Source organism: Agrobacterium larrymoorei (assembly GCF_013322225.1).
In the GTDB taxonomy this organism is placed as follows: domain Bacteria; phylum Pseudomonadota; class Alphaproteobacteria; order Rhizobiales; family Rhizobiaceae; genus Agrobacterium; species Agrobacterium larrymoorei_A.
The window spans coordinates 98,507-124,002 of sequence record NZ_JAAMFB010000017.1; the positions used below are offsets into that span (position 1 = coordinate 98,507).

At 56.4% G+C, this 25,496-nt stretch carries 29 protein-coding genes; 14 read left to right on the plus strand and 15 right to left on the minus strand.

The window, feature by feature from the left end:
* Window positions 1–10: 10 nt before the first annotated feature.
* Window positions 11–247 (minus strand): hypothetical protein, encoded by a 237-nt coding sequence (locus tag G6L28_RS10935; RefSeq protein ID WP_174063806.1) that lies wholly within the window; start codon window positions 245–247, stop codon window positions 11–13.
* A gap of 150 nt (window positions 248–397) precedes the next feature.
* On the opposite strand from G6L28_RS10935, the gene G6L28_RS10940 reads away from it, so the two are divergent.
* On the plus strand, window positions 398–931 hold the full coding sequence (locus G6L28_RS10940) for an AAA family ATPase (RefSeq protein WP_174063807.1): 534 nt from the start codon (window positions 398–400) through the stop codon (window positions 929–931).
* 59 nt (window positions 932–990) lie between these two features.
* Here the strand turns inward: G6L28_RS10940 and G6L28_RS10945 are convergent, their stop codons facing one another.
* The 7 genes from G6L28_RS10945 to G6L28_RS10975 all read right to left on the minus strand — a co-directional run bounded on the left by G6L28_RS10945 (window position 991) and on the right by G6L28_RS10975 (window position 6,734).
* Window positions 991–2,109, minus strand: a complete 1,119-nt coding sequence (locus tag G6L28_RS10945) for a branched-chain amino acid ABC transporter substrate-binding protein (RefSeq protein WP_174063808.1) — start codon at window positions 2,107–2,109, stop codon at window positions 991–993.
* A gap of 115 nt (window positions 2,110–2,224) precedes the next feature.
* Window positions 2,225–2,578 (minus strand): DUF6867 family protein, encoded by a 354-nt coding sequence (locus G6L28_RS10950; RefSeq protein ID WP_174063809.1) that lies wholly within the window; start codon window positions 2,576–2,578, stop codon window positions 2,225–2,227.
* The gene (locus G6L28_RS10955; RefSeq protein WP_174063810.1) at window positions 2,553–2,717 is read right to left on the minus strand and encodes a hypothetical protein; all 165 of its coding nucleotides are present in this window, start codon (window positions 2,715–2,717) and stop codon (window positions 2,553–2,555) included. Before G6L28_RS10955 ends, G6L28_RS10950 begins: the two co-directional genes overlap by 26 nt.
* A 121-nt stretch (window positions 2,718–2,838) precedes the next feature.
* Window positions 2,839–3,564 (minus strand): ABC transporter ATP-binding protein, encoded by a 726-nt coding sequence (locus tag G6L28_RS10960; RefSeq protein WP_425292669.1) that lies wholly within the window; start codon window positions 3,562–3,564, stop codon window positions 2,839–2,841.
* Window positions 3,564–4,430, minus strand: a complete 867-nt coding sequence (locus tag G6L28_RS10965; protein ID WP_174063811.1) for an ABC transporter ATP-binding protein — start codon at window positions 4,428–4,430, stop codon at window positions 3,564–3,566. Before G6L28_RS10965 ends, G6L28_RS10960 begins: the two co-directional genes overlap by 1 nt.
* Window positions 4,430–5,782: a high-affinity branched-chain amino acid ABC transporter permease LivM gene (gene livM, locus G6L28_RS10970; protein WP_425292670.1), complete on the minus strand. Its 1,353-nt coding sequence runs from the start codon at window positions 5,780–5,782 to the stop codon at window positions 4,430–4,432. The genes G6L28_RS10965 and livM overlap by 1 nt, the downstream gene beginning before the upstream one ends.
* A 49-nt stretch (window positions 5,783–5,831) precedes the next feature.
* Window positions 5,832–6,734 (minus strand): branched-chain amino acid ABC transporter permease, encoded by a 903-nt coding sequence (locus tag G6L28_RS10975; protein ID WP_174063813.1) that lies wholly within the window; start codon window positions 6,732–6,734, stop codon window positions 5,832–5,834.
* A 372-nt stretch (window positions 6,735–7,106) separates the two neighbouring features.
* Between G6L28_RS10975 and cysQ the strand changes: the two genes are divergently transcribed.
* From cysQ to G6L28_RS10995, 4 genes are all read left to right on the plus strand, one after another.
* Window positions 7,107–7,904: a 3'(2'),5'-bisphosphate nucleotidase CysQ gene (gene cysQ / locus G6L28_RS10980; protein WP_174063814.1), complete on the plus strand. Its 798-nt coding sequence runs from the start codon at window positions 7,107–7,109 to the stop codon at window positions 7,902–7,904.
* Window positions 7,905–7,971: 67 nt separating this feature from the next.
* A complete protein-coding gene (locus tag G6L28_RS10985; RefSeq protein ID WP_174063815.1) occupies window positions 7,972–9,009 on the plus strand; it encodes a DUF2793 domain-containing protein in 1,038 nt (345 codons plus the stop codon).
* Window positions 9,010–9,262: 253 nt separating this feature from the next.
* Window positions 9,263–9,538, plus strand: a complete 276-nt coding sequence (locus G6L28_RS10990; RefSeq protein WP_027675777.1) for a DUF1153 domain-containing protein — start codon at window positions 9,263–9,265, stop codon at window positions 9,536–9,538.
* A 211-nt stretch (window positions 9,539–9,749) separates the two neighbouring features.
* On the plus strand, window positions 9,750–10,031 hold the full coding sequence (locus G6L28_RS10995) for a GNAT family N-acetyltransferase (RefSeq protein ID WP_174063816.1): 282 nt from the start codon (window positions 9,750–9,752) through the stop codon (window positions 10,029–10,031).
* Here G6L28_RS10995 and G6L28_RS11000 read toward each other — a convergent pair whose 3' ends face one another.
* Both G6L28_RS11000 and G6L28_RS11005 read right to left on the minus strand, forming a co-directional pair.
* Window positions 10,032–10,469, minus strand: a complete 438-nt coding sequence (locus G6L28_RS11000; RefSeq protein ID WP_174063817.1) for a GFA family protein — start codon at window positions 10,467–10,469, stop codon at window positions 10,032–10,034.
* Between the two features lie 188 nt (window positions 10,470–10,657).
* Complete coding sequence (locus tag G6L28_RS11005) at window positions 10,658–11,008, minus strand: flagellar export protein FliJ (RefSeq protein ID WP_174063818.1); 351 nt, start codon at window positions 11,006–11,008, stop codon at window positions 10,658–10,660.
* 444 nt (window positions 11,009–11,452) lie between these two features.
* Between G6L28_RS11005 and ctrA the strand changes: the two genes are divergently transcribed.
* Window positions 11,453–12,157 carry a response regulator transcription factor CtrA gene (ctrA, locus tag G6L28_RS11010; protein WP_003522926.1) on the plus strand — a complete coding sequence of 235 codons (705 nt, stop codon included), beginning with the start codon at window positions 11,453–11,455 and terminating at the stop codon, window positions 12,155–12,157.
* Between the two features lie 92 nt (window positions 12,158–12,249).
* Complete coding sequence (locus tag G6L28_RS11015; RefSeq protein WP_174063819.1) at window positions 12,250–12,756, plus strand: GNAT family N-acetyltransferase; 507 nt, start codon at window positions 12,250–12,252, stop codon at window positions 12,754–12,756.
* 333 nt (window positions 12,757–13,089) lie between these two features.
* Here the strand turns inward: G6L28_RS11015 and chpT are convergent, their stop codons facing one another.
* Window positions 13,090–13,743, minus strand: coding sequence for a histidine phosphotransferase ChpT (chpT, locus tag G6L28_RS11020; protein WP_174063820.1), 654 nt, complete (start codon window positions 13,741–13,743; stop codon window positions 13,090–13,092).
* Window positions 13,744–13,891: 148 nt separating this feature from the next.
* Between chpT and G6L28_RS11025 the strand changes: the two genes are divergently transcribed.
* The 3 genes from G6L28_RS11025 to G6L28_RS11035 all read left to right on the plus strand — a co-directional run bounded on the left by G6L28_RS11025 (window position 13,892) and on the right by G6L28_RS11035 (window position 16,135).
* Window positions 13,892–14,488, plus strand: a complete 597-nt coding sequence (locus G6L28_RS11025; protein WP_234902534.1) for a DUF1134 domain-containing protein — start codon at window positions 13,892–13,894, stop codon at window positions 14,486–14,488.
* Between the two features lie 105 nt (window positions 14,489–14,593).
* The gene (locus tag G6L28_RS11030; protein ID WP_202033588.1) at window positions 14,594–15,691 is read left to right on the plus strand and encodes a hypothetical protein; all 1,098 of its coding nucleotides are present in this window, start codon (window positions 14,594–14,596) and stop codon (window positions 15,689–15,691) included.
* A 207-nt stretch (window positions 15,692–15,898) separates the two neighbouring features.
* Window positions 15,899–16,135 (plus strand): hypothetical protein, encoded by a 237-nt coding sequence (locus G6L28_RS11035; protein WP_174063823.1) that lies wholly within the window; start codon window positions 15,899–15,901, stop codon window positions 16,133–16,135.
* A gap of 44 nt (window positions 16,136–16,179) precedes the next feature.
* Here G6L28_RS11035 and G6L28_RS11040 read toward each other — a convergent pair whose 3' ends face one another.
* Window positions 16,180–17,067, minus strand: coding sequence for an EamA family transporter (locus G6L28_RS11040; protein WP_174063894.1), 888 nt, complete (start codon window positions 17,065–17,067; stop codon window positions 16,180–16,182).
* Window positions 17,068–17,287: 220 nt separating this feature from the next.
* Between G6L28_RS11040 and G6L28_RS11045 the strand changes: the two genes are divergently transcribed.
* Window positions 17,288–18,586, plus strand: a complete 1,299-nt coding sequence (locus G6L28_RS11045) for an adenylosuccinate synthase (protein WP_174063824.1) — start codon at window positions 17,288–17,290, stop codon at window positions 18,584–18,586.
* A 70-nt stretch (window positions 18,587–18,656) separates the two neighbouring features.
* Complete coding sequence (locus G6L28_RS11050; RefSeq protein ID WP_174063825.1) at window positions 18,657–20,915, plus strand: hypothetical protein; 2,259 nt, start codon at window positions 18,657–18,659, stop codon at window positions 20,913–20,915.
* Window positions 20,916–21,006: 91 nt separating this feature from the next.
* Here G6L28_RS11050 and rpoH read toward each other — a convergent pair whose 3' ends face one another.
* The 3 genes from rpoH to G6L28_RS11065 all read right to left on the minus strand — a co-directional run bounded on the left by rpoH (window position 21,007) and on the right by G6L28_RS11065 (window position 24,173).
* Window positions 21,007–21,909: an RNA polymerase sigma factor RpoH gene (gene rpoH, locus G6L28_RS11055; protein ID WP_174063826.1), complete on the minus strand. Its 903-nt coding sequence runs from the start codon at window positions 21,907–21,909 to the stop codon at window positions 21,007–21,009.
* 189 nt (window positions 21,910–22,098) lie between these two features.
* Window positions 22,099–22,878 carry a class I SAM-dependent methyltransferase gene (locus G6L28_RS11060; protein WP_174063827.1) on the minus strand — a complete coding sequence of 260 codons (780 nt, stop codon included), beginning with the start codon at window positions 22,876–22,878 and terminating at the stop codon, window positions 22,099–22,101.
* A 272-nt stretch (window positions 22,879–23,150) separates the two neighbouring features.
* Window positions 23,151–24,173 carry an RluA family pseudouridine synthase gene (locus G6L28_RS11065; RefSeq protein ID WP_174063828.1) on the minus strand — a complete coding sequence of 341 codons (1,023 nt, stop codon included), beginning with the start codon at window positions 24,171–24,173 and terminating at the stop codon, window positions 23,151–23,153.
* Window positions 24,174–24,212: 39 nt separating this feature from the next.
* Between G6L28_RS11065 and G6L28_RS11070 the strand changes: the two genes are divergently transcribed.
* Both G6L28_RS11070 and G6L28_RS11075 read left to right on the plus strand, forming a co-directional pair.
* On the plus strand, window positions 24,213–24,599 hold the full coding sequence (locus G6L28_RS11070) for a hypothetical protein (RefSeq protein ID WP_174063829.1): 387 nt from the start codon (window positions 24,213–24,215) through the stop codon (window positions 24,597–24,599).
* Window positions 24,589–25,443, plus strand: a complete 855-nt coding sequence (locus tag G6L28_RS11075) for a TrmH family RNA methyltransferase (RefSeq protein ID WP_174063830.1) — start codon at window positions 24,589–24,591, stop codon at window positions 25,441–25,443. The genes G6L28_RS11070 and G6L28_RS11075 overlap by 11 nt, the downstream gene beginning before the upstream one ends.
* The last annotated feature ends 53 nt before the right edge of the window (window positions 25,444–25,496 follow it).

The following is a 25,496-nucleotide window of genomic DNA, read 5'->3' on the forward strand; positions in this document are numbered from 1 at the left end:
TCGGCAAGGCTTAGCGGCAGACGCGTGTTTCCTTGACGACAACACGACCGTGGTGATGCGTGCGAACCTTCTTAACGAAACAGTCACGTGCAACGCGATGATGGTGACGTGGCCGGTATTCGCCACGCATTGGACGGTCCACGGTACGCTGTGTCGTCGTGACGGTAACCGTATCCGCGTAGGACGGAGCGGCAACCACGAAGAAAGACGAAACAGCAAGAATGGAAGAAAGAACGAGGTTTTTCATGATGAACTCCTTGAGGGGGCCGCAGAAAACGTCGCTCAACCTTTGCGGTTCCTTGCGCAATCCCACCTTTCGTAAATTTAATCTTCCCGCATCTTCTCCCGGCTGCCACTTTCCAGAAAATAAAGTTTAACCACCTGAAAGAACAGAACAATGGACAATTTCGTCATTATTTCCGGCTGCTCCGGCGGCGGAAAATCGACCCTTCTTGCCGAACTGTCGGCACGCGGATTTAGCGCCGTTGAGGAACCGGGAAGACGCGTCGTCCAACAGCAAATGGCAGCGAACGGCCATGCACTTCCCTGGATCGATTTACGGACGTTTCTACTCGAGGCTTTTGCTCTTGCCAAAAGCGATTATGAGGCGGCCGGTTCGCGTTCCGGCACAATCTTCTTCGATCGTGGGCTGATCGATGCGGCTTCGGCGCTGCGTCAGCTTGGCGAGGACAGCTACTACGAAATGATGCGGAAGAGCTTTCGTTATCAGAAAAGGGTTTTCCTCACACCCCCATGGCCCGAGATTTACATTACCGACGCCGAACGACGGCACGGCCTTGACGACGCTACCGAAGAGTACGAGCGCCTCGTTCGGGACTACGACGAACTCGGATACGCCATCGTCCTGCTTCCCAAAATCAGTGTCGAGGAACGCGTCCAGCTTATTCTGCGTGAACTGGAGCTTTGCTGAAATATCATAAGAAAAAGCCCGGCATCGCTGCCGGGCTTCCTAAATAAATCCTGCGAGGTTTACATGCCCTGCTGGAAGTAGCTGTACTTGCCGTCCGGGCCCTTCTTCCACTCATACATGACGTAGCCTGGAAGCTTCGGGTCGCCCTTCTCATCGAAGGAAATGTCGCCAAGAACGGTCTTGTAAGTGCCCTTCTTGAGAGCTTCCGCGACCTTTTCAGCCTCGATCGAGCCCGCAGCCTTTGCGCCTTCAGCAATGGTCTGAACGGCAGCATAGGAGTAAAGCGTGTAAGCTTCAGGGTTGAAGCCAGCAGCCTTGAACTTCTCGACCAGTTCCTTGTTCTCAGGACGCAGGGTTGGATCAGGACCGAATGTGTTCAGTGTGCCTTCAACGGCGTCACCAGCAATGGAAGCAAGTTCGTTGGAGACGATACCGTCACCCGAAACAAGTTTTGCCTGAAGACCCTGATCCTTCGCCTGACGGATGATCAGACCGGCTTCGGTGTGGAGGCCGCCCCAGTAGATAACGGAAACGCCAGCTTCCTTCATCTTGGCGATCAGCGCAGAGAAGTCCTTGTCGCCAACGTTCACGCCTTCATAGATGGCTTCCTTTACGCCAGCAGCGTTGGCAGCCTTCTTGGTTTCATCGGCAAGACCCTGACCGTAAGGTGTCTTGTCGTGAATGATGGCAATCTTGGCATCCTTGAAATTGTCTGCAAGATATTTGCCAGCGATGCCGCCCTGCTGGTCGTCGCGACCGCAGGTGCGGAACGTATTCCACAGACCGCGTTCGGTGAAGACCGGGTTGGTTGCAGCAGGCGTAATTTCGAGAATGCCGTTTTCCGCATACACTTCAGACGCGGGGATGGAGACGCCCGAGTTGAAGTGCCCGACAACGAACTTCACGCCATCGGCAACGAACTTGTTGGCAACGGAAATGCCCTGCTTGGGATCGGACACGTCATCGCCGAGCACGATCTTGATCTGCTCGCCATTGATGCCACCTGCGGCATTGATGTCCGCAGCAGCCTGTTCAGCACCCTTCTGGAGCTGCGCACCGAAAGCGGCGTTCGGGCCGGTCAGTGGACCGCCAACACCGATCAGGATGTCGGCATAGGCCGAACCGCTGAACGCGACCATCGCGGTCAGCGCGACTGCGGAAAGAAGCGACTTCTTCATTATATTACTCCCAGTTCCTTGGTTGGGCTAATTATCCCTGCCTGCTCAGCACCCACCTTAACTGATCAGGCTGTTCCACTCTGGTGCGTATTCTGAAGTCAGAAAAACACCTTCGTCAATCTTTCTTCTTGAAGGAAAATGATGACGTCTTATCGTACAGCCAGTAGTAGTTCTCCACCATCTGGCTGGTGCGGCGGATGCGGAAACCGGCCGTTGCGAAAGCAAGCAGCAGAACAACATCAACCACATAGTAAAAACCGTTGAGAAACGGACCAGCGAACAATGCGTAATGCATGAAGCGCATCACAAAGCCCAGAAGCAACGCATAGATGACGACGCGCGGGTATTCACCCCATCCGTCCGCCACCGATTTGCCTGCGCGCCACGCTGTCCAGAAGCCAAGAATGACAACCAAAGCACGCAGCACGTAACGGACGCCACTGTCAGTCTCGAAAAAAAGGCCCTGCATCTTTTTCCCCATCGATGCCCTCGCAGCGATCTGCTTCGGCAACGTTTTCAATTCTCGCGCCCGCCGTTTTCCGGCAGGCTTTATTGTTGATTTTGTGCCCCACCATGCCCGGAAACCCGTCTGGCAGAACTTGGCTCAAGATTTGCGCCCACCGAGAGCGAACGCAAGCACTTTCTTAAAAACCCCGCGCAAAAATTCGAAAAACCATAAGCACGGTTAAGAACGCCGACGAAGATGAGCCGGCGCGCCGTTTTGCAGCATCAGTGGCGGCCACCTTCGAGATAAGCAGCGCGCACTTCCGGGTTGGCAAGAAGCTCTTTGCCGGACCCGCTCATCGTCACCTTGCCGTTGACCATGACATAGGCGCGGTCGGAAAGTTTCAATGCAGCAAAAGCGTTCTGCTCCACGAGGAAGACAGTCAGCCCCTCCTCCTGATTGAGCTTCTTGATGGCCTCGAAGATGCCTTTGACGATCAAGGGCGCAAGACCGAGCGAAGGCTCATCCAGAAGCAGCAGCTTGGGTCGCGCCATCAGCGCGCGGCCAATGGACAGCATCTGCTGCTCGCCGCCCGAAAGCGTACCGCCGCGCTGGCTCTGGCGTTCCTTCAACCGTGGGAACATCACGAAGATCTTCTCGACGTCTTCCTTGAAGTATTTCAGGTTGTCGAGATTAGCGCCCATCTGGAGATTTTCCAGAACCGTCATGCGCGGGAAAATCCGTCGGCCTTCCGGTGACTGCGCAATGCGTTTGCGTGCGATGAGGTGAGTTGGAATGCGGGTAATATCTTCACCATCGAAGATCACCTGACCAGCCCGCGCTTGCGGGCTGCCGCAGATCGTCATCATCAGCGTCGATTTGCCAGCGCCGTTAGCACCGATGAGGCTGACGATTTCGCCCTTGTTCACCTCGACATCGACGCCTGCGAGAGCGCGAATGTTGCCGTAATAGGTTTCGACACCCTGCACTTTGAGAAGGGGTTCAGACATCAGACCGCTCCCCCATCGAGTTCTTCCGCAATCACTTCTTCCACTTCATCATCCTCGACACCCAGATAGGCGGCGATGACCTTTGGATCGTTCTTCACATGCTCCGGCGTGCCGTCGGAAATCTTCTGGCCGTATTCCAGCACCACGACGTGGTCGGAAATTTCCATAACCACAGACATGTCATGCTCGATGAGGAGCAGCGACGTGCCTTCATCGCGAATACCGCGAAGCAGCGCGTTCAGCGCAAGCGATTCCTTCGGGTTGAGGCCAGCCGCCGGTTCGTCGAGGCACAGAAGCTCCGGTCCAGTGCACATGGCGCGAGCGATTTCCAGACGGCGCTGCGCACCGTAGGGCAGATCTCCGGCAGGATCGTCGGCTCGGTCGATGAGATCGGCCTTTTCGAGCCAGTATCTCGCCTTCTCGATGGCAGCACCCGCCGCGTTCTTGTAAGCGGGTAGGCCCAGCAGACCGAGGATCGTATAGCCGGACGCCTTCATCAGCGTATTGTGCTGGGCGACCAGAAGGTTTTCCAGAACGGTAAGACCCGAAAACAGGCGAATGTTCTGGAAGGTACGTGCGACCTTGGCTTTCTTGGTGATTTCGAAGTCCGGCAGGCGCTCGAGCAGGTGCTCGTCGCCATTCTTCCGGCGCATCGTGATCATGCCCATCGTCGGCTTGTAGAAACCGGTGATGCAGTTGAATACAGTCGTCTTTCCAGCGCCATTCGGGCCGATCAGCGCGGTGATTTCCCCGCGTCTGGCTTCGAAGGAGAAGTCGTTGATGGCCATCAAGCCACCGAACCTCATGGAAAGATGCTCGACTCTCAGGATCGTATCATTTGCCATTGCATTATTTCCGGAAGCCATCAGCCGTGACCTTCCTTGGTGAAGCTGCCAGAAACGGCCTTGCGTTCTTTAAGGAAAGCGGTGGGTTCACGTGAGCCGACAAAGCCGCGCGGCTTGAACAGCATGACGATGACCATCGCAAGACCGAACAGCAGCATGCGGTAGAGCTCCGGCGTAAAGTCCGGTCCGAAGACACGCTTGAGGAATTCCATTTCGCGCAGCAGTTCGGTGCCACCAACCATCACCACGGCGGCAACGGCAATGCCTGTGAGCGAGCCCATGCCGCCGAGAACGACGATGGCGAGAATGACGGCGGATTCCAAGAACACGAAGCTTTCCGGAGACACGAAGCCCTGACGAGCCGCAAAGAAGGAGCCTGCGAAGCCACCGAACATCGCGCCGGTTGCAAAGGCCGTCAGCTTGGTCTTGACGGTATCGATGCCGAGCGAACGGCAGGCGATCTCATCTTCACGAAGAGCTTCCCACGCGCGACCGATCGGCATACGGCGCAGCTTGACGGTGACATAGGCAGTCAGCATACAAAGCAGCAGGATCACGTAGAACAGAAAGATCTTGTAATAGGAGGACGACATCGACAGACCGAAGGCCTTGGCGAAGTTGTTCGGCGCACCCACATCGAAAGACCAGATGCCGAACACGGATGCCTTGGCGATGCCTGAGATACCGAATGTTCCCTTGGTGACTTCCGTCCAGTTCAACAGCACAAGTCGGATGATTTCACCGAAGGCGAGTGTGACGATGGCAAGATAGTCACCGCGCAGACGAAGCACCGGGAAGCCGAGGATGATGCCCCAGAAGGCGGCAAGGATGCCGGCCAGCGGCAGCAGAACCCAGAAGGACAGGCCGTAGTAGCTGGAAAGCAGCGCGTAGGAATAAGCGCCCACCGCGTAGAAGGCGACGTAGCCGAGGTCGAGCAGACCAGCAAGACCGACCACGATGTTCAGGCCCCACGCAAGCATCACATAGATGAGGATCTGGATGCCGAAGTTGTCCACCAGCTTCAGTGAGCCCTGAAAACCGAAGAGACCCACTGCGATTGCCGGATAAACCAGCAGGAAAACCAGAGCGATCTTGAGAAAATGCTTGTGGAAAAAACCCTTCTTTTCAGAAATTTCCAGCACACCGCTTTTGGCTTTGGCGAGCTTGCGGCGGTCCAGATGCGGACGCACGAAGCCGACCATCAGGAAACGGCCAATGGCTGCGATGCCAACAAAGATGGCCAGATAGCCCCAGCGCGTACCCCAGATCAACTGGTTGTTGATGTCCTGATAGGTGACGACGCCAACGTAAAGAATGAACATGCCAAGCGAGACGAGGCCCGCAAAGATACCTTCCTTCACAGCCGTCGCCATCAGGCTAGGGCCGGAAGTGTCGTGTTCGGAAGCGATATTTGCCATGTTTTTACACCTTCTCGACTTCCGGGCGACCCAGAATACCAGCTGGCTTGAAAATCAGCACGAAGGCGAGGATGCCGAAGGCGGCAACGTCCTTGTAGGCGATGGAGAAATATGCGGACCAAAGGCTCTCGATAAGGCCGATCAGCAGACCGCCAAGAACAGCGCCAGGAAGCGAGCCGATACCGCCAAGAACCGCAGCGGTGAATGCCTTCACCCCCGGCACAAAGCCGTCATGGAACGACGCCACACCATAATACATCAGGTAGAGCGTACCTGCGACAGCGGCCAGCGCCGCGCCCATGATGAAGGTGATCGAAATCGTGCGGTCTACGTCCACACCCAGTAGAGCCGCCATCTTGCGGTCCTGTTCAGTTGCGCGCTGCGCACGACCGAGCGGCGTCTTGTTGACGATATACCAGAAGGCAAACAGCAGAACCGAGGTCACGACCATGATGATCAACTGCTTCAACGAAACAGTGATCGCGCCGAAGTGGTAGGAATCCGTTACCAGCGAGGGGATCGGCTTGTTACGCGGACCCTGTGTGACCTGAATGAAGTTCGAAAGCGCAATCGACATGCCGATTGCCGTGATCAGCGGCGCAAGACGAAACGAACCACGCAGCGGACGATATGCCACGCGCTCGATGGCCCAGTTCCACAGGCCGGTCATCAGCATGGCAACGACCATCATCACCAGAAGCAGGATCACAACTGGAATACCGGCAAAAAAGGTTGTCAGGATGAGAAAAACGATCAGCGCAGCAAAACCGCCGAGCATGAAAATATCGCCGTGGGCGAAGTTGATCATGCCGATAATGCCGTAAACCATCGTATAGCCAATTGCGATAAGGCCATAGATCGATCCAAGAGTCAGCCCGTTTATGAGCTGCTGGATAAAATACTCCATATCTTTCCCCCGGGCACGATCTCAACCGGAGCATGCCTCGTTTATGTTGATTCTGGGGGCTGCATTACGTGTCGTCCCCCTTAAGCAAAATCCATATCGCGTTCAGGGGAAATGTGAAGTCAAAAAGCTGTAAAACAGCTTTTAATTTGAAATTTCCCCATGCAATGCTCTCTCAACAGTCATGACGGCCACAAAAGCGGCAGCATATGCCGAGAAAATCCACTAAAAAAGCAATATCCACAGTCCGGCAACCCCTGAATTTGACGTTCGGCCCTTCGAGATTTAACCAGCGTCTCAATGCTTTTTTTCAACTTCATACCTATATAGAAGATCGCGCCGGAACTATTGAACGTCATCGGCCAGGGATTTGAGATGCTCGATATATTGATGGCCGCTGCCCTTGAAGCTGGCAAAGAAATCATGACGGTCCATGCGGCGGGACCGCATGTGACATACAAAAACGACTGTTCGCCGGTCACCGAGGCGGATCAGCGGGCTGAAGACGTCATATTATCGGTGCTTGCCAAAAATTTCTCCTCGATACCCGTGATAGCGGAGGAATCCGCTTCCCAAGGTTCTGTCCCCGATGCGACCAATGCCTTCTTTCTGGTCGACCCGCTGGATGGCACGAAGGAATTCATTTCCGGCAAACAGGATTTCACCGTCAATATCGCATTGATCGAAGGCGGCGCACCTGTGATGGGCGTCGTCTACGCCCCGGCATTGGGTGTTGCCTGGACAGGACATGGGAAGAATGCCCGCAAAATTCGCGTCTCCAAAGAATATGAGACGACCAGCACGCATCACATCCGCTGCCGCGCGAAGCCGCCATTGCCGGTCGCTGTCATCAGCCGCTCCCACTGCACTCCGAAGACAGAAGCCTTCGTCGCCGAGAACGGGTTGATCGACAGCATATCGATTGGCTCATCGCTGAAGTTTTGCATGTTGGCCGAAGGCGCCGCCGACGTTTATCCCCGTTTCAGCCGCACGATGATGTGGGATACGGCAGCGGGAGATGCCGTTCTGCGTGCCGCGGGCGGGATCACTCTGGATATGGCGGGCCTTCCGCTACGCTACGAAATCGACCGGGTGCGGGAAGACATGCTCGCAAATCCCGATTTCATCGCCTGGGGTGCCCCGCCGAACCTATCGGCGATCCGCTCACAATAAATTTCGGAAATTTTTCCCTGTCTGCATCATTGGCCACACAATCTCCCGCGCAACGGAGATTGAAACTATGACGGAACAGACGACGCATTTGGCCCTGCCCTATATTATGCCCTCGCAGGCGCAGAAACACGTGACGCATAACGAAGCTCTTCAACGCCTCGATGCGACCGTGCAGATGGTGGTGCAAAGTGAAACGGCAACGCCGCCAGAAGATGCGCAGGAAGGTGACTGCCACCTGATCGCCGCCGCGGCTTCTGGCGAATGGGCAGGAAAAGCAGGATTGCTCGCTTTTCAGCAGGATGATGCCTGGCTTTACATCGCACCGCGTCATGGCTGGCGGGCATGGTTTGCGGCAGACAACAGGCTGAAAGTTTTCCATCTCGGCGCGTGGCAGATACCGCCCCTGCCGGAAAATGCAGGATTTCAGCAACTCGGCGTCGGGACGACTGCGGATGCCTACAACAAGCTCGCGATTGCCGCTCCCGCCAGTCTTTTTACCCATGACGCATCCGGCAGTCATCAGGTGAAGCTCAACAAGGCCGCCGCCAGCGATACCGCATCCGTGCTGTTTCAGTCCGGCTGGAGCGGTCGCGCGGAAATGGGCTTGGCGGGCAATGATGCCTTCTCGATCAAGACCAGCGCAGATGGCACGGACTGGCAGGTGGCGCTGGCGATTTCAGGGAAGGGTGTCGTCACCACCCCTGCCCGTCCGATCGTCCGCGCTGGTCGAACATCCGCAAATGTCTCGCCCGCAAACGGCGCCGTCTCTGGCTTCACCTATCTGGCTGCTCAGCAGGGCGGCTTTGCTTTGGGCGACATCGTTTCCGGCAACATGCAGGAGCTTCGGGTGCCGGCGACGGGCCTCTATATGCTTTTATTGTCGCTTTCGGTCGTTTCCTCCTCCGGCCATGGCGTCGCGATCCGCATCAATGGAACGACAAGCACTTTTACGCTGAACGGTACGGCCTCCTCGGCAAATACGCTGCAAACGGCGAGTTTCATCATGGCGCTTCAGGAGAACGACCGCCTGACACTCAGCCATACCGGCACGTGCCAACTGGCGTTCGGCGCAGGCAAAACCGAGCTGTCACTGATGATGCTTTGATCCGAAGAGCGTCGCCTCTACTCTATTTCCGCAAGAAAAACGCAGTAGAGGCGCATCCCTAGACTCGAAAAAAATTCGCCCGAAAACAGCACAAATTTTTTCAAGCTTGCGGCCAGAATCCACAAAAACACGAAGATAAGCGGCGAAATCATTCAAATTATTAATAAATTCTCTCTGAGGGCTTAGCTAATTTTTAAAGGTACGGCCCTAGAGTAGCCCAGCATATGGTCTTGAGTTTTGTATAGAGTGTCCAATGACCGAAATGATACGCCCACGAGTTAAATATGTCATCGGCCCCGATGGCAGCCCTCTGACGATCGCTGATTTACCGCCTGCGGACACGCGCCGGTGGGTCATTCGCCGAAAGGCAGAGGTTGTCGCCGCAGTTCGGGGAGGACTATTGAGCCTCGAGGAAGCCTGTGAACGTTACACACTGACGGTAGAGGAATTTCTGTCCTGGCAGTCTTCCATCAGTGACCACGGCCTTGCTGGCCTGCGCACCACGCGTATTCAGCAGTACCGCCACTAAATTTGCCTTATGCCCTTTGTTTTCAAGGCTTTGGCTGCATCAATCGAGCGTCACCCTTCCCTATATTTCTCGGGATAGAGTGACGCCGATTTGTTTCCGGTCAATCTTTTCATGTCTTCATACTGCGTATGCACCGTTCACAATCGATGGTGTTTCATTTCCTGATATAGCCGTTAGACTTCAGCCAACAGCAACATCAGGATGAATGGCTATGGAAATTACCAGCAGCGAGACGGGATCGAAGGGTCTCTATACGGCGAAGCTCGAAGGCCACTCCGGCGAGATGACCTTTTCCCGCGCCTCCCCGAAACTGATCATCCTCGACCATACCGGCGTGCCGGATGAGCTTCGCGGCAAGGGCGTCGGTCAGGCGCTTGCCGCCCACGCTGTCGAAGAAGCCCGAAAAGGCGATTGGAAGATCATGCCGCTCTGCCCATTTTTCAAGGCGCAGACATTGAGGCATCCCGAGTGGTCGGATGTGATCTCCGGCTGATCAGAACCAGATATCGCCGACAGTCCTGCCATCCATGGGCAGGTCCTCAAAGCTGTGGAGCCCCTCGAACCGGAGGACGGGTATGTTCGCCACGTCCTCCGGCTCTGCAAGACGAAGATTGACGGCAATCCGAACCCTGCCGTCCTTGCCTGTCGTTGTAGCCCGCCAAGAAACCACATTTCCGCAAACCTTGCAGAAGTTAAAGGACAGCACTTTCGCTCCACGTAGGTAAGGCACGAGATTGCCGCTGGGGTCTTCTACGGAAATTCCGTAACCGTCATGATCATAGGCCCAAAGCACACCGTACCGGCGACAGGCCGTACAGTTGCAGATCGTCGCATCGGGTATCTCACCCCTGAACTCCCAGTGCACGGCACCGCAAAGGCATGATCCCCGCGTGATTTTCGGTGCGGTGAAGGAGTGACCGTCGTCATCCATCGTCTTCTCACTCCAACTTTGCCTCCACTATAAATCAGTGCAGGGAGGGCGCAATAAGCACGCAAAAGCATAAAAACCGCCCGGAATCCGGACGGTTTTAAAAAACTACAGGACATCGCGTCATTGAAGGCAGCCTCCTGATCTACTGGCGGCCGTCAATGAGGACGTTAACGTTCAATGCAGCCTTTTTAAGCGCGGGCGCGGATGGCCACATCGCGGTTTTCAAGGGCTGCGGCTTTGTCGAATTCGGCCTGAACTTCCTCCAGGGCTGCTTCGGCGGCTTCCTGCTGTGTCTTCAGTTCCCGAATGGAAACCTGAAGATTGTCCGCACGCTGGCGGGCGGCCTTGGCAAAGGTAGGATAGGCAAAATGCGTGGGATCTGTGATCCCAGACTTACTTTCCTCCAAAGAGATCTGATGCACCAATTCCTTGGCCATACGCTCGAATTCGGACATCATCGACTGCAACTGCTGCAGCTGACGACGTTTTTCGTTGACCTGAAATTCCTTCAGGCGAACTAGGCTGTCACGCGACTTCATACGCAATACTCCGTGGATAGCGAGACCCCGGTCAAACAGGACAAAACCCTTCACCCCGGTTTGTGCCGGAATGATTCTGAAAAGTTACCCGACGTTAATAAAAAATCGACGTCGTTAACCTTTCGTTTACGGGCATCGTTAATGATAAGGCAGATCAATTAAGGGTCGGTAAATGCCAAGTCCAAAGAAATGCGGACGCGACGATGTAAGAGTCGATTGAATCACTTAGCGGGATTTGTTCACGTTTTGATTCATGTTTGGCGATGGTGGATTCACGTGCAAAAACAGTAGACTGCCTAAACTATTTAATAAATTCTGCACACCTTGCCAAAGGCAATTAGAATTTGTTAACCATTTCGTGGCAGCCTGCAAATCAGGCAACGTCTGGATCCGCATCGCGCTTCGGCATTGATTTACTGATCGCGTGCGGCAAAGGGGATAATTATGCGGGTTCTACTCATTGAAGACGACAGCGCAACGGCTCAGAGCATTGAGCTGATGTTGAAGTCGGAAAGTTTCAACGTCTACACGACCGACCTCGGCGAGGAAGGTGTAGACCTTGGAAAGCTGTACGATTACGACATCATTCTGCTCGATCTGAACCTGCCGGACATGTCCGGTTATGAGGTGCTGAGAACGCTTCGCCTGTCAAAGGTCAAGACACCGATCCTTATTCTCTCCGGCATGGCGGGAATTGAAGACAAGGTGCGCGGTCTGGGCTTCGGCGCAGACGATTACATGACCAAGCCGTTCCACAAGGATGAGCTTGTCGCCCGTATCCACGCAATCGTCCGCCGCTCCAAGGGTCATGCACAATCGGTCATCGCGACCGGCGAGCTGATCGTGAACCTGGATGCCAAGACTGTCGAAGTCGGTGGCCAGCGCGTTCACCTGACCGGCAAGGAATACCAGATGCTGGAGCTGCTTTCGCTCCGCAAGGGCACCACGCTCACCAAGGAAATGTTCCTCAACCACCTGTACGGCGGCATGGATGAGCCTGAACTGAAGATCATCGACGTTTTCATCTGCAAGCTGCGCAAGAAGCTCGCAAATGCTGCCGGTGGCGCGAACTACATCGAAACCGTCTGGGGCCGCGGTTACGTGCTGCGCGAGCCGGATGGAGCGACCGAGTTCCTCGAAACCGCCTGATCTATCCTCCCGAAGCATACTCGCATGACAAACCCGCCGCGCAATCGGCGGGTTTTGTTTTTGGTCAGATGGTTTCTACAGGATCGAAACGCATGAGATTCAGAACTGCAACACGATCGGATGCCACCAGCCTTGCAGCGATCTCCATCGAAGTCTGGCTCGGCACTTACATCCGCAAAGGCATCAACGACTTCTTCGCGACTTATGCCCTCACCCATTTCACCGCAAGCCGGTTCGAAGCGCTTGTCGGAAGCGAAACGGATCACATTATCGTTTCGCAGAACGAAGACGGTATCGATGGCTTCATTCACATCGCATTCGATAGCCCAGCGCCTGTTCAGGGTTGCTCAACGGTCGAAATCGCCAAACTCTATGTTCAGCCGCGCCATCAAGGCAAAGGGCTTGGAAAAGGGTTGCTTGAGGAGGCTTATGGCGTTTGCAGGGCAAGAGCATGTTCGTCAATCTGGTTGACGGTAAACAGCAACAACCCGTCTGCGATCAGCTTTTACAATGGGCAGGGCTTTGTCCATGTGGGGCAGACGGTGTTTCGCATAGACGAGCAGGCTTATCCGAACGAAGTTTTGGCGAAGGTGCTTTGAGGTCCGCACACACCCAACCTCATCTTCTTTCGGCATTCAGTTCAGATTGAAACGTGATCCGAACTGCTATCGTTTGTCATAAAGTAACGATAGCGCAAACCCCACCTCGTCATCCTAGGGCTTGTCCCTAGGATCTAATCACGCTTCTGCGGATGCAACGTGGCAGATCCTAGGGACAAGCCCTAGGATGACGGAGATGGCTGGCTTTTCGGTCTCAGTTTTTTCGGCAAGGCGAAAGACGGAGATTATATGCCGGACAGCAGTAGCTCAAGCCCGAATGACGAGAGAACAGTGCAGCAGTCGCGGACCGCCCCGAAGCAGCCCCCTCAAGCCTCACTCAGCCGCCGCAACCGTCGTCGCCGTAAACACGACCCGGTCTTCATGCACCTTGTATTCGATTCTCATGCCTGCCTCTTCGGCCAGCAGCAGCGTATAGTAAGGCTGAACGGAATGAGCATCGACAGCCTCCTCTTCCGTTCCTTCCGCGAGTGCCGCAAACTTGGCGGGCATACGCATCATCCGGCCCTTGACGGTGATCTCGAACTTCGCATCGCCTTCGGGGTTCTCGATGACCACATCGGCGTTTCCACCGCGTGGAATGGCGCTATAGGCAACGAGGAACAGGTTGAGCAGAAGCTTGACACGGTTCTTCGGCACGATAGCGCGCGGACCGTTCCACGTGACCTCGACCTTTTTCTCGGCAGCGGCGAAATCCTTGGCGGCTTTCTCCGCCTCGCCGGTGTCGATGGAGGCACCGGCAGAGCCGGAAGCGCCGAAGGCCAGTCGCGCAAACTTCAGACGAACCGAAGCGTTGAGTGCAGAGGTGCGGATAAGATCGAGTGCATCCGCATCGGCTCCGCCCTCATCCAGAAGCTCCAGGCCGTTGTTGATGGCGCCAACGGGCGAAATCACATCGTGGCACACGCGGCTGCACAGAAGCGCCGCCAGATCGGGGCCGGACAGAGTGAGATTCAGTTTGCTCGTCATAAATTTTTCTCCTGCGCAAGTGCTGCGCGGACTACATCAAAGTTGTTAGGCCATAATGACACCATATTTGGTAAACCGATTGTTAATATCATGGTCTCAAAATGCCAAATGTCTTAACAGAACAAGAGTAACCAACAGACGGACGGAATTGACGATGCGACTTAACGAACTCCGCACCATCGCACGCCTCGGACTGGTAAAGATTTTCGTGGTCCTCGCGAGCCTTTCTTTGTCTCACACGCAGGCATCGGCCCAGAGCAGCGACCAATATTCCATGCAGGAAATCGTCGATGCCGGTCACGGCTTTTTTGGCGAAACAACGGGCGGTCTCGCCAAAGTCGTGGAGCGCGCGTTCCAGCAATACGGTTTGCCGAACGGCTATATTCTCGGACAGGAAGGTTCGGGCGCGTTCGTGGCGGGCCTGACATATGGCGAAGGCACGTTGTACACCAAGAATGCTGGTCAGCACCCCGTTTTCTGGCAAGGCCCATCTCTCGGCCTCGACTACGGCGGTCAGGGCACGCGGGCGATGATGCTGGTTTATAACCTCCCAGCCGTCAATTCTCTCTACCGCCGTTATGGCGGCGTCAGTGGCTCGGCCTTCATCGTGGCGGGCGTCGGCATGACCTTCCTGAAAAACAGCGATGTGGCCATTGCACCGATCAGAACCGGCATCGGAGCGCGCCTCGGTATCAATGTCGGCTATCTGAAGCTGACGCCACAGCCGACCTGGAACCCCTTCTGATTCGTGACGGCTGCCGATTTACCGATAAGGCCATGATGGCTTCAGGCAAGATTGGTGTAAGATAACCCGCGTCGATTTTTGATTGAGCCGCGTTTGCCTGTGGAGATGACCTTCGTGATCGAATACGCCCTTATTTTCGGACTGGGTTTTCTCTGCGCCATTCTGCTGGTTTCGTTGATCGCGCCCGCAATTCACCGCCGGATCGTCATATATACCGAGAAGAAGCTGCGCGCGACGATGCCTATCAGTCCGCAGGAAGTGCGTGCGCAGAAGGACATGGCCCGCGCGCTCTACGCTGCCGAAAACGCCCGCACGCGCCAGGAGCTGGACACAGAGCGGGAAAAGGCGCTATCGCTCAAATTCAGGAACGACACTGCGGTAGGCGATGCCAGTCGCCTCCTTTCCGAGACACGTGAGTTGAAGACGCAGGTCGAAAATATGACGCTTGAAGCGGGCGAGCTTCGGGCCAAGGCTCGCCGTCACGAAGATGCGGCAGCAAGGTTATCGACAAAGCTGAAAGACGCGGAAGAAACGGCCATCGCCCGCACGCAGGAAATTTCGAACCTTACCAAGCGCATCGGCGCGATTTCCCGGGAACTGGACGATCTCAAGATTGCACTGTCTGCACGCGATATCGAGGTGGAGCAGGCCAAGCACAATACGGCATCATGGCGCAAGGAACGCGAGACCATTAACAAGGAACTCGAGGAGGCCGCGTCGAAAAACCGCGAGGCGGCAACGCACATGACCCGCGAAAGCCGCAGGATTGCGCGGCTGGAGGAACAGCTTACCACGGAAGCTGCCCGCAATGCCGATAACGAAATGCTGCTGGAGCGTCGCGCGCAGGAAATCGCACGCTTGAAAGCCCGCCTCTCCACCGACAGCGTCGAGCCGACAGCCGCAGCATCGCCAATCATTCAGTTAGGGTCGGCTGCCGAGACGCCGGATCGTATCGCCCGCGAAATCGAAGATATTCGAAATCAGGGAACGGCGCTGACCGAGCGCCTGCTGAACGTGAAGGGCACCGGCAACGATGTCGCCATCCGCAAGGAAATCGCCCAGATCGGCGCACGCATGATCGCGCTGACGGCCGCACAGGAAGGCGAAAGCTCGCCCATCCCGGCGCTTATCCGCAACGCCGAAAGCGGAAGACAGAACCTTGCGACACTCGCCACGGATCTGATCGCAAAGCAGAAAAGTTGATCCGTTCACCGCAGGCAGCAAAAACGCGATAGATCGCATTAAAAATAAAGACCGATAAAATTGTAGCTATCGGCTTAAATTCCCCGCAAAACCTCACGCGTAATGTCGTCACTACAGGCGACGGGCCGCAACGAAAACCAACCCCGCGCCAAATACGAAACGTAACGAGCCCAGCGGGCAAGCTGGCCAAACGAAACGGGGTAAGACATGTTCAAGAAGCTTTTTGCGGCCGCTCTCTGCGGCATCGTCATCGCATCCATCGCCAGCCATGCGGATGCGGCTGGACCCGGTAGCCTCGCGCGCGGTTTTGCAGCACTGGAGCGCGATGCCATTGCATCGCTCACCTCCCCCACGCAAGCAGATACGGTCGATCTGGAGCGCAAGAACACTCTGTCCGCGCTCGATCACTATTTCTCAGGCTTCGATCAGTCCGCGCAGGATTGATCGGTCCACCCATCGAAAGTTCATGACTGACTGCCGCCTGTTTCTTATGAAACCGGCGGCTTTTTTCGTTCAGCGACAGCGATACCGCCCAGCGCCAGCAGAAGCGCCACGATCTGATAGGAGTGAAGCGTCTCACCGATGATCAGCACCGAAAGGAATGTCCCGAAAACAGGGATCAGGTTTATGAACAGCCCGGCACGATTGGGACCAATGGTTTCAACGCCCTTGATAAAGAATATCTGCGCCACCAGCGATGGAAACAAGGCCGTATAGACCGTTATCACCCAGCCCTCGGCGTCCGGCCAGATCGCTGTCTCTTTCGACACTTCCCAAAGCATCAGCGGAACGGAAGTGACAAGCGCCGCAGTGGCCGGAATGGCCATCAGGGTGCGCCAGTCGACGGCAGGCTTCCAGCGCAGGATGACGGTGTAGATGGCGTAGGCCAGCACCGCGAGCAGCATGATCGCATCGCCCGGATTGAATTGCAGCCGGATCAGCGACATCAAATCTCCGCGAGATGCGAGCAATGCAACGCCGAAAATCGTCAACACGAAGCCGATGACCTGCGCAGCAAACACTTTCGTGCGAAACAGAGCGAAGTTGAAGATGAAGATGACCATCGGAATGACGGCCTGAATAACGGCGGCATTGATGGCGGATGTGTAGTTCAGCGCCGTGTAAAGTGCTGCGTTGAAGCAGGTGTAGCCCACAGCGCCGAGCACGAAGAAATATGGCAGCCGCTTTTTCACCACCGGCCAGTCGCGCTTCAGTTGCGGCAGCGAAATCGCAACGATCATGGCGACCGCCAGCACCCAGCGCAAAAACGTCAGCACCATGGGGCTGACATGCCCCACTGCCAGCTTGCCCGCCACGGCATTTCCACCCCAACACAGGGCTGCGACGATAAGGACGAGATAGGCTTTTGACGGCACGGAGGGTAAGCTTTCACTGATGGGTCGACCGAAGTTCTGCACCTGTCACCTGTCGTTCGCAAGCCGGTTTGCATGGTTTCTGATCGCACCGAGCGCAAAATTATTAAACAAAAGCAAAATTCCGCCGCATAAACAGGGTCGCTTTCCGCAAAACAACACAGTATACATTCGCGGGTTTGAGTTAAGGGCGCCTCTAGCGCCATGAGCAGGAAAGCAAGAGATGACGAATGTAGTCGTGGTCGGCTCGCAGTGGGGCGACGAAGGCAAGGGTAAGATTGTTGACTGGCTGTCCGAGCGCGCCGATGTCGTCGTGCGCTATCAGGGCGGACATAATGCAGGTCATACGCTTGTCATTGATGGCGTCAGCTACAAGCTGTCGCTGCTACCCTCTGGCGTCGTGCGCCCCGGCAAGCTCGCCGTTATCGGCAACGGTGTGGTCGTCGACCCGCATGCGCTGATCGCAGAAATCGGTCGCCTCGAAGCACAGGGCGTCAAGGTTACGGCTGAGAACCTTCGCATTGCCGATAACGCCACCCTCATTCTTTCTCTGCACCGCGAACTGGACGGCATGCGCGAAGACGCCGCCTCCAACAGCGGCACGAAGATCGGCACCACCCGTCGCGGCATTGGCCCGGCCTACGAAGACAAGGTCGGCCGCCGCGCCATCCGCGTCATGGATCTGGCAGACCGCGAAGCGCTGTCCGCCAAGGTCGACCGCATCCTGACCCATCACAATGCGCTTCGTCGCGGTTTCGGCGCTGCCGAAGTCAGCCATGAAACGATCATGGAAGAGTTGACCTCGGTTGCAGACCGCATTCTTCCGTTCAGCGAAACCGTCTGGCTGCTGCTCGACAAGAAGCGCCGCGCTGGCGAGCGCATCCTGTTCGAGGGCGCTCAAGGGTCGCTGCTCGACATCGATCACGGAACATATCCCTATGTGACCTCGTCCAACACGGTCGCGGGTCAGGCGGCAGCAGGCTCCGGCATGGGTCCGGGTGCGCTCGGTTATATCCTCGGTATCACCAAGGCTTACACGACCCGCGTCGGCGAAGGCCCATTCCCGACCGAACTGAACGACGAGATCGGTCAGTTCCTTGGCGAAAAAGGCCATGAATTCGGCACCGTGACGGGCCGCAAGCGCCGCTGCGGCTGGTTCGATGCCGCTCTGGTACGCCAGTCGGTTGCGACCAATGGCATCACCGGCATCGCGCTGACGAAGCTCGATGTTCTGGATGGTCTCGACGAGCTGAAGATCTGCGTCGGCTACAATCTGGACGGTCAGCAGATCGAGCATCTTCCGGCAAGCCAGGGCGCGCAGGCACGCGTCGAGCCGATCTACATCACGCTGGAAGGCTGGAAGGAATCGACCGTCGGCGCCCGCAAATGGGCGGATTTGCCTGCTCAGGCAATCAAATATGTGCGTCAGGTCGAAGAATTGATCGGCGCGCCGGTTGCACTCCTGTCGACAAGCCCCGAGCGTGACGACACCATACTTGTGACTGATCCGTTTGAGGATTAATGTCCTCAGCAATCAGGATTCATAAACCATATCGGGCCAGCATATCGCTGGCCTCGACGAGAAAGTGCTTATGGCGGATTTTGTAGCAGTCATTCGCAAGGCCGTGGATGGCTTGGCGAACAATACTCCCGAAAACCGGGCGAAGGTATACGACAAGGCGCGTAGCGCCGTCGTGCGCCAGCTTGAGAATATGAAGCCTCGCCCGCCGGAAGAATTGCTTCAGCGGCAAATCCTCAAGCTCGATACCGCCATTGCCGAAGTCGAGGGCGAATATGCCGAAGCGCTTCCAGCTCTTGAAGAAGAGCAGGACGTTCCAGCACCCGTCGCAGCAGATGTATCCTCTCCCTATTACGAGGAAAGCGTTGCGGAAGACCAGCGTGCCGAAGACCGCCACGTTGCGGAGCCTGAGCATTATGAGCCGGTGGAAGAACAGCCGGTCGCTCCTGCTTACGAAGAGGAAGAACTTCGCGCCGAAGAGCGCTATGTCGAGCCTCAGCCTGCCGACGAACCAGCATCCTACCACGCAGCGGAAGTCGAACAGGAAGCCCACCCGGAGCAGGAGGCATATCACGCGCCTGAACCTTACCAGGACGAGGCACCAAGCTACTTCACCACGGCAACCGAAAACCAGCAATACGTTGCTGAGCAGCAGGAAACCGTAGCGGAAGAAGACCATGCCCATCACAACTGGGTTGGTCAGGACACCCCAGCGGAAGAACAGTGGACCAGACAGGACGACGACGCGCGCCACGCAGACGAGGAACTGCAGGATCAGGACAAGGTCGAGCATACGCCGGTCGCACAGGAGCATACCGACGAGGTTCTCCACGACAACACGCCCCTGCCCTACGCCGCCGGGTATGATGGTCAGGCCAACTACTATGGCGAAGTCCATGTAGAGCGAGAACATAAAGAACAGCCCTCCAATCAGGGCTTCGCCGTCGAGCCAGCCGTATTCGAACCGGAACAGCACGATCAGAACCCGACGCAGGACAAGCCCAAACAGGCTGTCGTTGAAGACTTTTCGTCCTACTTCGACGACGCGGCCCTCGATCTGCCACCGAAAACATCACCCGGTCTGCCGCGTGCGGATAACGATCCTTTCGCAGTCGATGCTGCGAAAAAGGATGACAAAGAGCGCACGCCTTGGGACGATCTGGAAGACCTGATCGGCTACGACGGTGGTTCCAGCGAGCGTGGCGAGAAAAGCGCCAACAGCAATTTCGAATCCGGTTTCACCAGCGAAGGCATCCCTGCCGCCGTTTATGCCAAGAAAAAGAAGCCTCGCCGCAACTACGCCGGCGTCGTTCTCGGTCTTGGTGTCCTTATCGTACTCGCTGGTGGCGGTTACGCACTTTGGGCGAACCGCGATGCGCTGAACGACATGGTTGGCGGTCTCGTCAACTCCGCGCAGACCGGAACGTCCGGTGAGCAGTATACCGCCTCTGCGCCTGCCAGTGGCGAAACCACGACGCCTGCGCCATCCCAGCCCCCCGCAAACAGCCAGCAGGGTCAAGCTTCAACGACCCCACCCGTAACGCCGACCCCAAACAGCGACGGCTCCGTTACCGGAACCAAGTTTACCCAGCGGCTGATGGCTGACGGGACAGAACGTGACGAAGGTCCCGCAGCAGGTGCAAACGGTCAGCCCGTAACGGCAGAAGGCCAGTCGGTCTACCAGCAGAACGAAGCTCCGGCCGCGCCGAACAACGCTTCTGCACCGGCGACGCCTGCCGGTCAGACGCCAGCGCAACAGCCAGCGGTAGCCGCCAGTGGCGACCGCATGTTCCTCTATGAGGAAGTTCTCGGTCAGACGGTTCCAACAGCTATCGAAGGCACGGTTTCCTGGTCGCTTCAAAGCGAACAGGACGATCAGGGTCGACCTTCGTCAACGGTACAGGGTCAGATCACCATACCGGGACGTGGCCTGAGCGCGCTTTTGACCTTCAAGCGCAACACTGATCCCTCTCTTCCCGCGAGCCACCTGGTCGAAATCGTCTTCTCGGTGTCTGCTGGCTTTGAGGGAGGCGCTATCGATAGCGTCCAGCGTATTGCGATGAAGTCGACCGAGCAGGATCGCGGCAACGCCCTGATCGCCGTACCGGCCAAGATCACCGACGATTTCCATATGATCGCACTCAACGACTTCCCAGATGCCCGCAAGACCAATCTTGAACTGATGCGCACCCGCGACTGGATCGACATTCCGGTTTCCTACCGCAACGGTCGGCGCGCCCTGCTGACCCTGCAAAAGGGTACAGATGGCAAGGCAGCGTTTGAAAAGGCTCTCGCAGAATGGGCAGCGGCCTCTCCAGCAGACGGTCAGTGAAATAGCCCTAAAACACAGCAAAAAGCCCCGGCGGAAATTTCCACCGGGGCTTTTTCTTGGGAAGTTTTGACTTGGCGGTGCAGCGGCGCGGTTACGCGTCCACGACACGAAGAGCCTTGGCGGCTTCCTCTGCTTCCTTCTGCACGGCGTCCTGTACTTTCTCGAAAGCACGAACTTCGATCTGACGTACACGCTCACGGCTGATGTCGAACTCAGTCGACAGTTCTTCCAGCGTGACCGGATCTTCGGCCAGACGACGAGCTTCGAAGATACGGCGCTCGCGGTCGTTCAGAACGCCAAGGGCCTTCGCCAGCATACGGCGGCGCGTGTCGAGTTCGTCCTGCTCGATCAGCACAGTCTCCTGACTTTCATGGTCATCGACCAGCCAGTCCTGCCACTGACCGGACTCCCCTTCAGACGCCTTGATCGGCGCATTCAGCGAAGCGTCGCCGGAAAGGCGGCGGTTCATCGAAATCACTTCTTCCTCAGACACCTGAAGCTTGGTGGCGATTTCCTTGACGTGTTCCTGCTTCAGATCACCGTCATCGATGGCCTGAAGGCGTCCCTTTAGACGGCGCAGGTTGAAGAACAGGCGCTTCTGGTTTGCGGTCGTGCCCATCTTCACCAGAGACCATGAACGCAGGATATATTCCTGAATGGACGCCTTGATCCACCACATGGCGTAAGTCGCCAGACGGAAACCGCGATCCGGGTCGAATTTCTTCACCGCCTGCATCAGTCCGACATTGCCTTCGGACACGACTTCGCCAATCGGCAGGCCGTAGCCGCGGTAGCCCATGGCGATCTTTGCAACGAGGCGCAGGTGGCTGGTGACAAGCTGGTGCGCTGCATCACGGTCGCCGTGCTCAGCATAGCGCTTGCCCAACATATATTCCTGTTGCGGCTCCAGCATTGGAAACTTACGGATTTCGTCAAGATATCGATTTAGACCGCCTTCACCGGCGGTAATACTAGGCAAACTGTTGCGGGCCATTGAGCACCCCCTTATATCTTTAGCGTAACTCCGGCCCCCTTCATTCAGGCAGGCCGGTCGGTGCGGGTCATTACCGACCCCGCATTTTCCCATTTAACAAATATGTATTGATCCACGGTGTTTCAAGCGAACACAGTGTTCACACATCTGTTATAAAATTACGCTCTGTCGAGTTATCCCAGAAACCAATTAACGGTAAATTCGTTCCGAAAAATTCGTCAGGCCCGAGCGGATCATCAGCTCGTGAATCATTCGCCTGCCCATCGGGTTGTGCAGCCGCGTGACCTTGGCGCCGAGAAACTCGGTATCGAGATGGTCGAACGGAACCAGTTCCGGTGCCTGCGCCACAACCTTTTCGTAGAAGCTGTGATAGTCCCGGCGGCAGACATAGGTCTTGTACTTCGTCATGCAGAAGGCAGCGAAACTATCGCCCTGCGCCCGCAGAAAATCTGCCACACCGACCGTTACCTCCGGCCATTGCGGATTGAACGTGTCGTCGAACACGATAATGCCGTGGTCCGCGAGAACCTCCTTGGCAAGCGCACTATCCGCAAGAACATGGTGCAGCATGTGCCCGCCATCGATGCTGAAGAAGCGCACCTTGCCGACTTTCTCCAGAACCTCATCTGCGGTGAGGCGCGTACTGTCGCCTCTGATGACAAGGTCTTCATCCACCCGCAAATTGAGACGCTTACCATTTTCCAGAAAACGCTCGTACTGGGTGACGGTATCATCGTCGTTCAGATCGAAGAGATCCACGGCCAGCACGGCACCATCTTCGCCGACGACCTTGCGCAGCAGAAAGTACGAACGGCCATAAAACACGCCTATCTCGGCAACGCCACCCTTCAGGCTTCGCTTCTGCTGCGCTTGAAGCAGTGAAGCAAAGACGAGCGCGTCCGGTGGATCGATATATCCATCGATTTTCTGCAGATCGTGGAAGATGAACTTACGGTCACTCACATTCATTGCGACGTCCCGGCTATTTCATTCTTTAATGGCAGCATAAGAATAACGGCCTGACGCAGCCATATTCGAAGTGTTGATTTACGTTTTTATTGCAATGCAAAAAGTATGTCTAAATGGAGCGAAATTGAGACAAGCAAAAATACCAAGTTATTTAGAATAACCGCATCAACTAATTTTCTTCTACATTCTGTTACTTAAAAAGTCTCTAAGTGTCGAGGCAGCGCAAGGCGAATTGGCCTCGCGCTCTCCAGTTATGGCGTGATTTGGGCAGATCAGGCGCGCAGCGCAGCAGCAAGCGCATCCATATCTTCCGGCATATCCGTCTCGAATTCCATCACCTCGCCCGTGCGCGGATGCTCGAATACCAGAAGATAGGCGTGCAGCGCCTGGCGCGGAAAACGGTTTACGACCGTCTTTGCAGGCTCAGGAAGAAGGTTCGCTTTCGTGCGGAAAGCGGCACCGTATTCAGGATCACCGATCAGTGGATGGCCGATATGGGCCATGTGAACGCGGATTTGATGCGTGCGTCCGGTTTCCAGCTGGCACTCCACCATGGAGGCAAGGCAGGTCGCATCCGGCTTTTCATGATAGCGCTCGACCACATCGTAATGGGTAATGGCCTCGCGTGAATCACTGGCATCTTCATGCCTCACTGCCCGTTTTGTGCGATCCGCTCCGCGTCCCAAAGGCGCATCGATCGTACCCCGCAACGTCTTCGGGCGGCCCCAGACGATCGCCTTATAGGCCCGCTCCAGAGGCCCCGTACGGCCATGATCTGCGAACTGCGCGGCAAGATGCCGGTGCGCGTTATCGTTCTTGGCCACCACCATCACGCCGCTGGTTTCCTTGTCCAGACGGTGAACGATGCCGGGGCGCTTCACGCCGCCAATACCTGAGAGACTGTCGCCGCAGTGATGGATCAGCGCATTGACCAGCGTCCCCGTCCAGTTACCGGCACCCGGATGAACGACGAGACCGGCTGGCTTGATGAGCACGATCAGGTCGTCGTCTTCGTATTCTACATCCAGCGGAATATCCTCACCCTTGGGCTCTGGGTCTTCCGGCTCCGGCATTGTGATTTCGATTTTGTCGCCGACGCGCACCTTTTTCTTCGGCTCGATCACTGCCTGACCATTGACGAAAACAGCACCCTGCTCGATCAGCGCCTTGATGCGGCTGCGGGAAAGATCGCTGCCCACTTCGGCAGCCAGCCATGCGTCCAGACGCCCTTCGGCATCCTCGCCAGCAATCAGGACTTTCCTTGCGTCTCCGCCTTGTTTAAAGGGGTCGTTCATTCTTATTTTTCCGATCAATCAGCAATGCCAAGGAACCCGATGACGCAGATCGAGCAAGACGAACAGGAAGACAAGCCGTTAGACCCGGCCATGGAAAAAGTTCGCCGCAAGATGATCCGTTTGCAGATCGTGTCTGGCTCCGTGATGTTTATCAGCCTTATGGCTGTCTTCGGCGCCGTTGTCTACAAGGCGATGGGTCCGTCCAGAACCGCAACCTCCAGCGCCACCAGCACGAGCCAAGTGCCGTCGGATGGACCGGTCGCGGCAACGGCCAGCCTGCCGCAAGGCTTCACCATCGATAATGTTTCCTTCGCAAACGGCGACATGCTGTTCTACGGTCGCCTCGCCAATGGCACGCGCAAGGCGCTGGTCTTCAACGTGCAGGCAGGCCGCTTCGTCGCCGATGTCACTATCGATGCAAAATGATCTGCCATTGCTGCCCGGTGGTCTGACACCTATCGCGATAACGGACGCGGACGATCCTCGGATTGCTCCGTTTCGAGATATACGCGAGCGAGATCTCACCGGCAGGCATGGCAAATTCATCGTCGAAGGCACCGTCGTTCTGCGTATGCTGGCTGCAGCTCACCAGAGGGGCCAGGACTTTAAGGCTGAATGCATCCTGATCCTCAAAAACCGTCTCGCCGGTGTCGCGGATATTCTCGCTGAGTTTCCGCCAGACGTTCCAGTCTATGTGGCGGAAGCCAATGTGCTGGACACCATCGTCGGCTTCCATCTGCATCGCGGCATTCTGGCGCTTGGCGCGCGCGTCGGCTCGAACGACATGCGCGAGACGATAAGACGCCTGCCCTCGAGCTCGCTGGTTGTCGCCGGATGCGGCCTTTCCAACCACGATAATATGGGCGCGATGTTCCGTAACGCCGCCGCCTTTCTTGCAGATGCAATATTCCTCGACGCGACCTGCTGCGATCCTCTGTATCGAAAAGCACTGCGTGTTTCGGTGGGCTCGGTACTGTCCGTCCCGTACCATCGCGCTGGCAGCGCGCTGGAGATGCTCGAAACGCTGGCTTCGGAAGGCTTCGATATCTGGAGCCTTTCCCCTGCTGGAAAAACAGAAATCCGCCAGATACCGCCCTCGCCGCGCATGGCGCTGGTCATCGGCACGGAGGGCGATGGTCTACCGCCCGACGTACTTTCCCGTTTTCATGCAGCCCGCATCGCGCAGTCTCCCCAGCTTGATAGCCTCAATGCCGGCACCGCCTCCGGCCTTGCGCTCTATCAAATGGCCGCCGCAATGGGCCGCCTTTAACATCGGGTTAATAGCTCGCTTTTGAATTAACCTTGTCTCAAAACCCGACATTA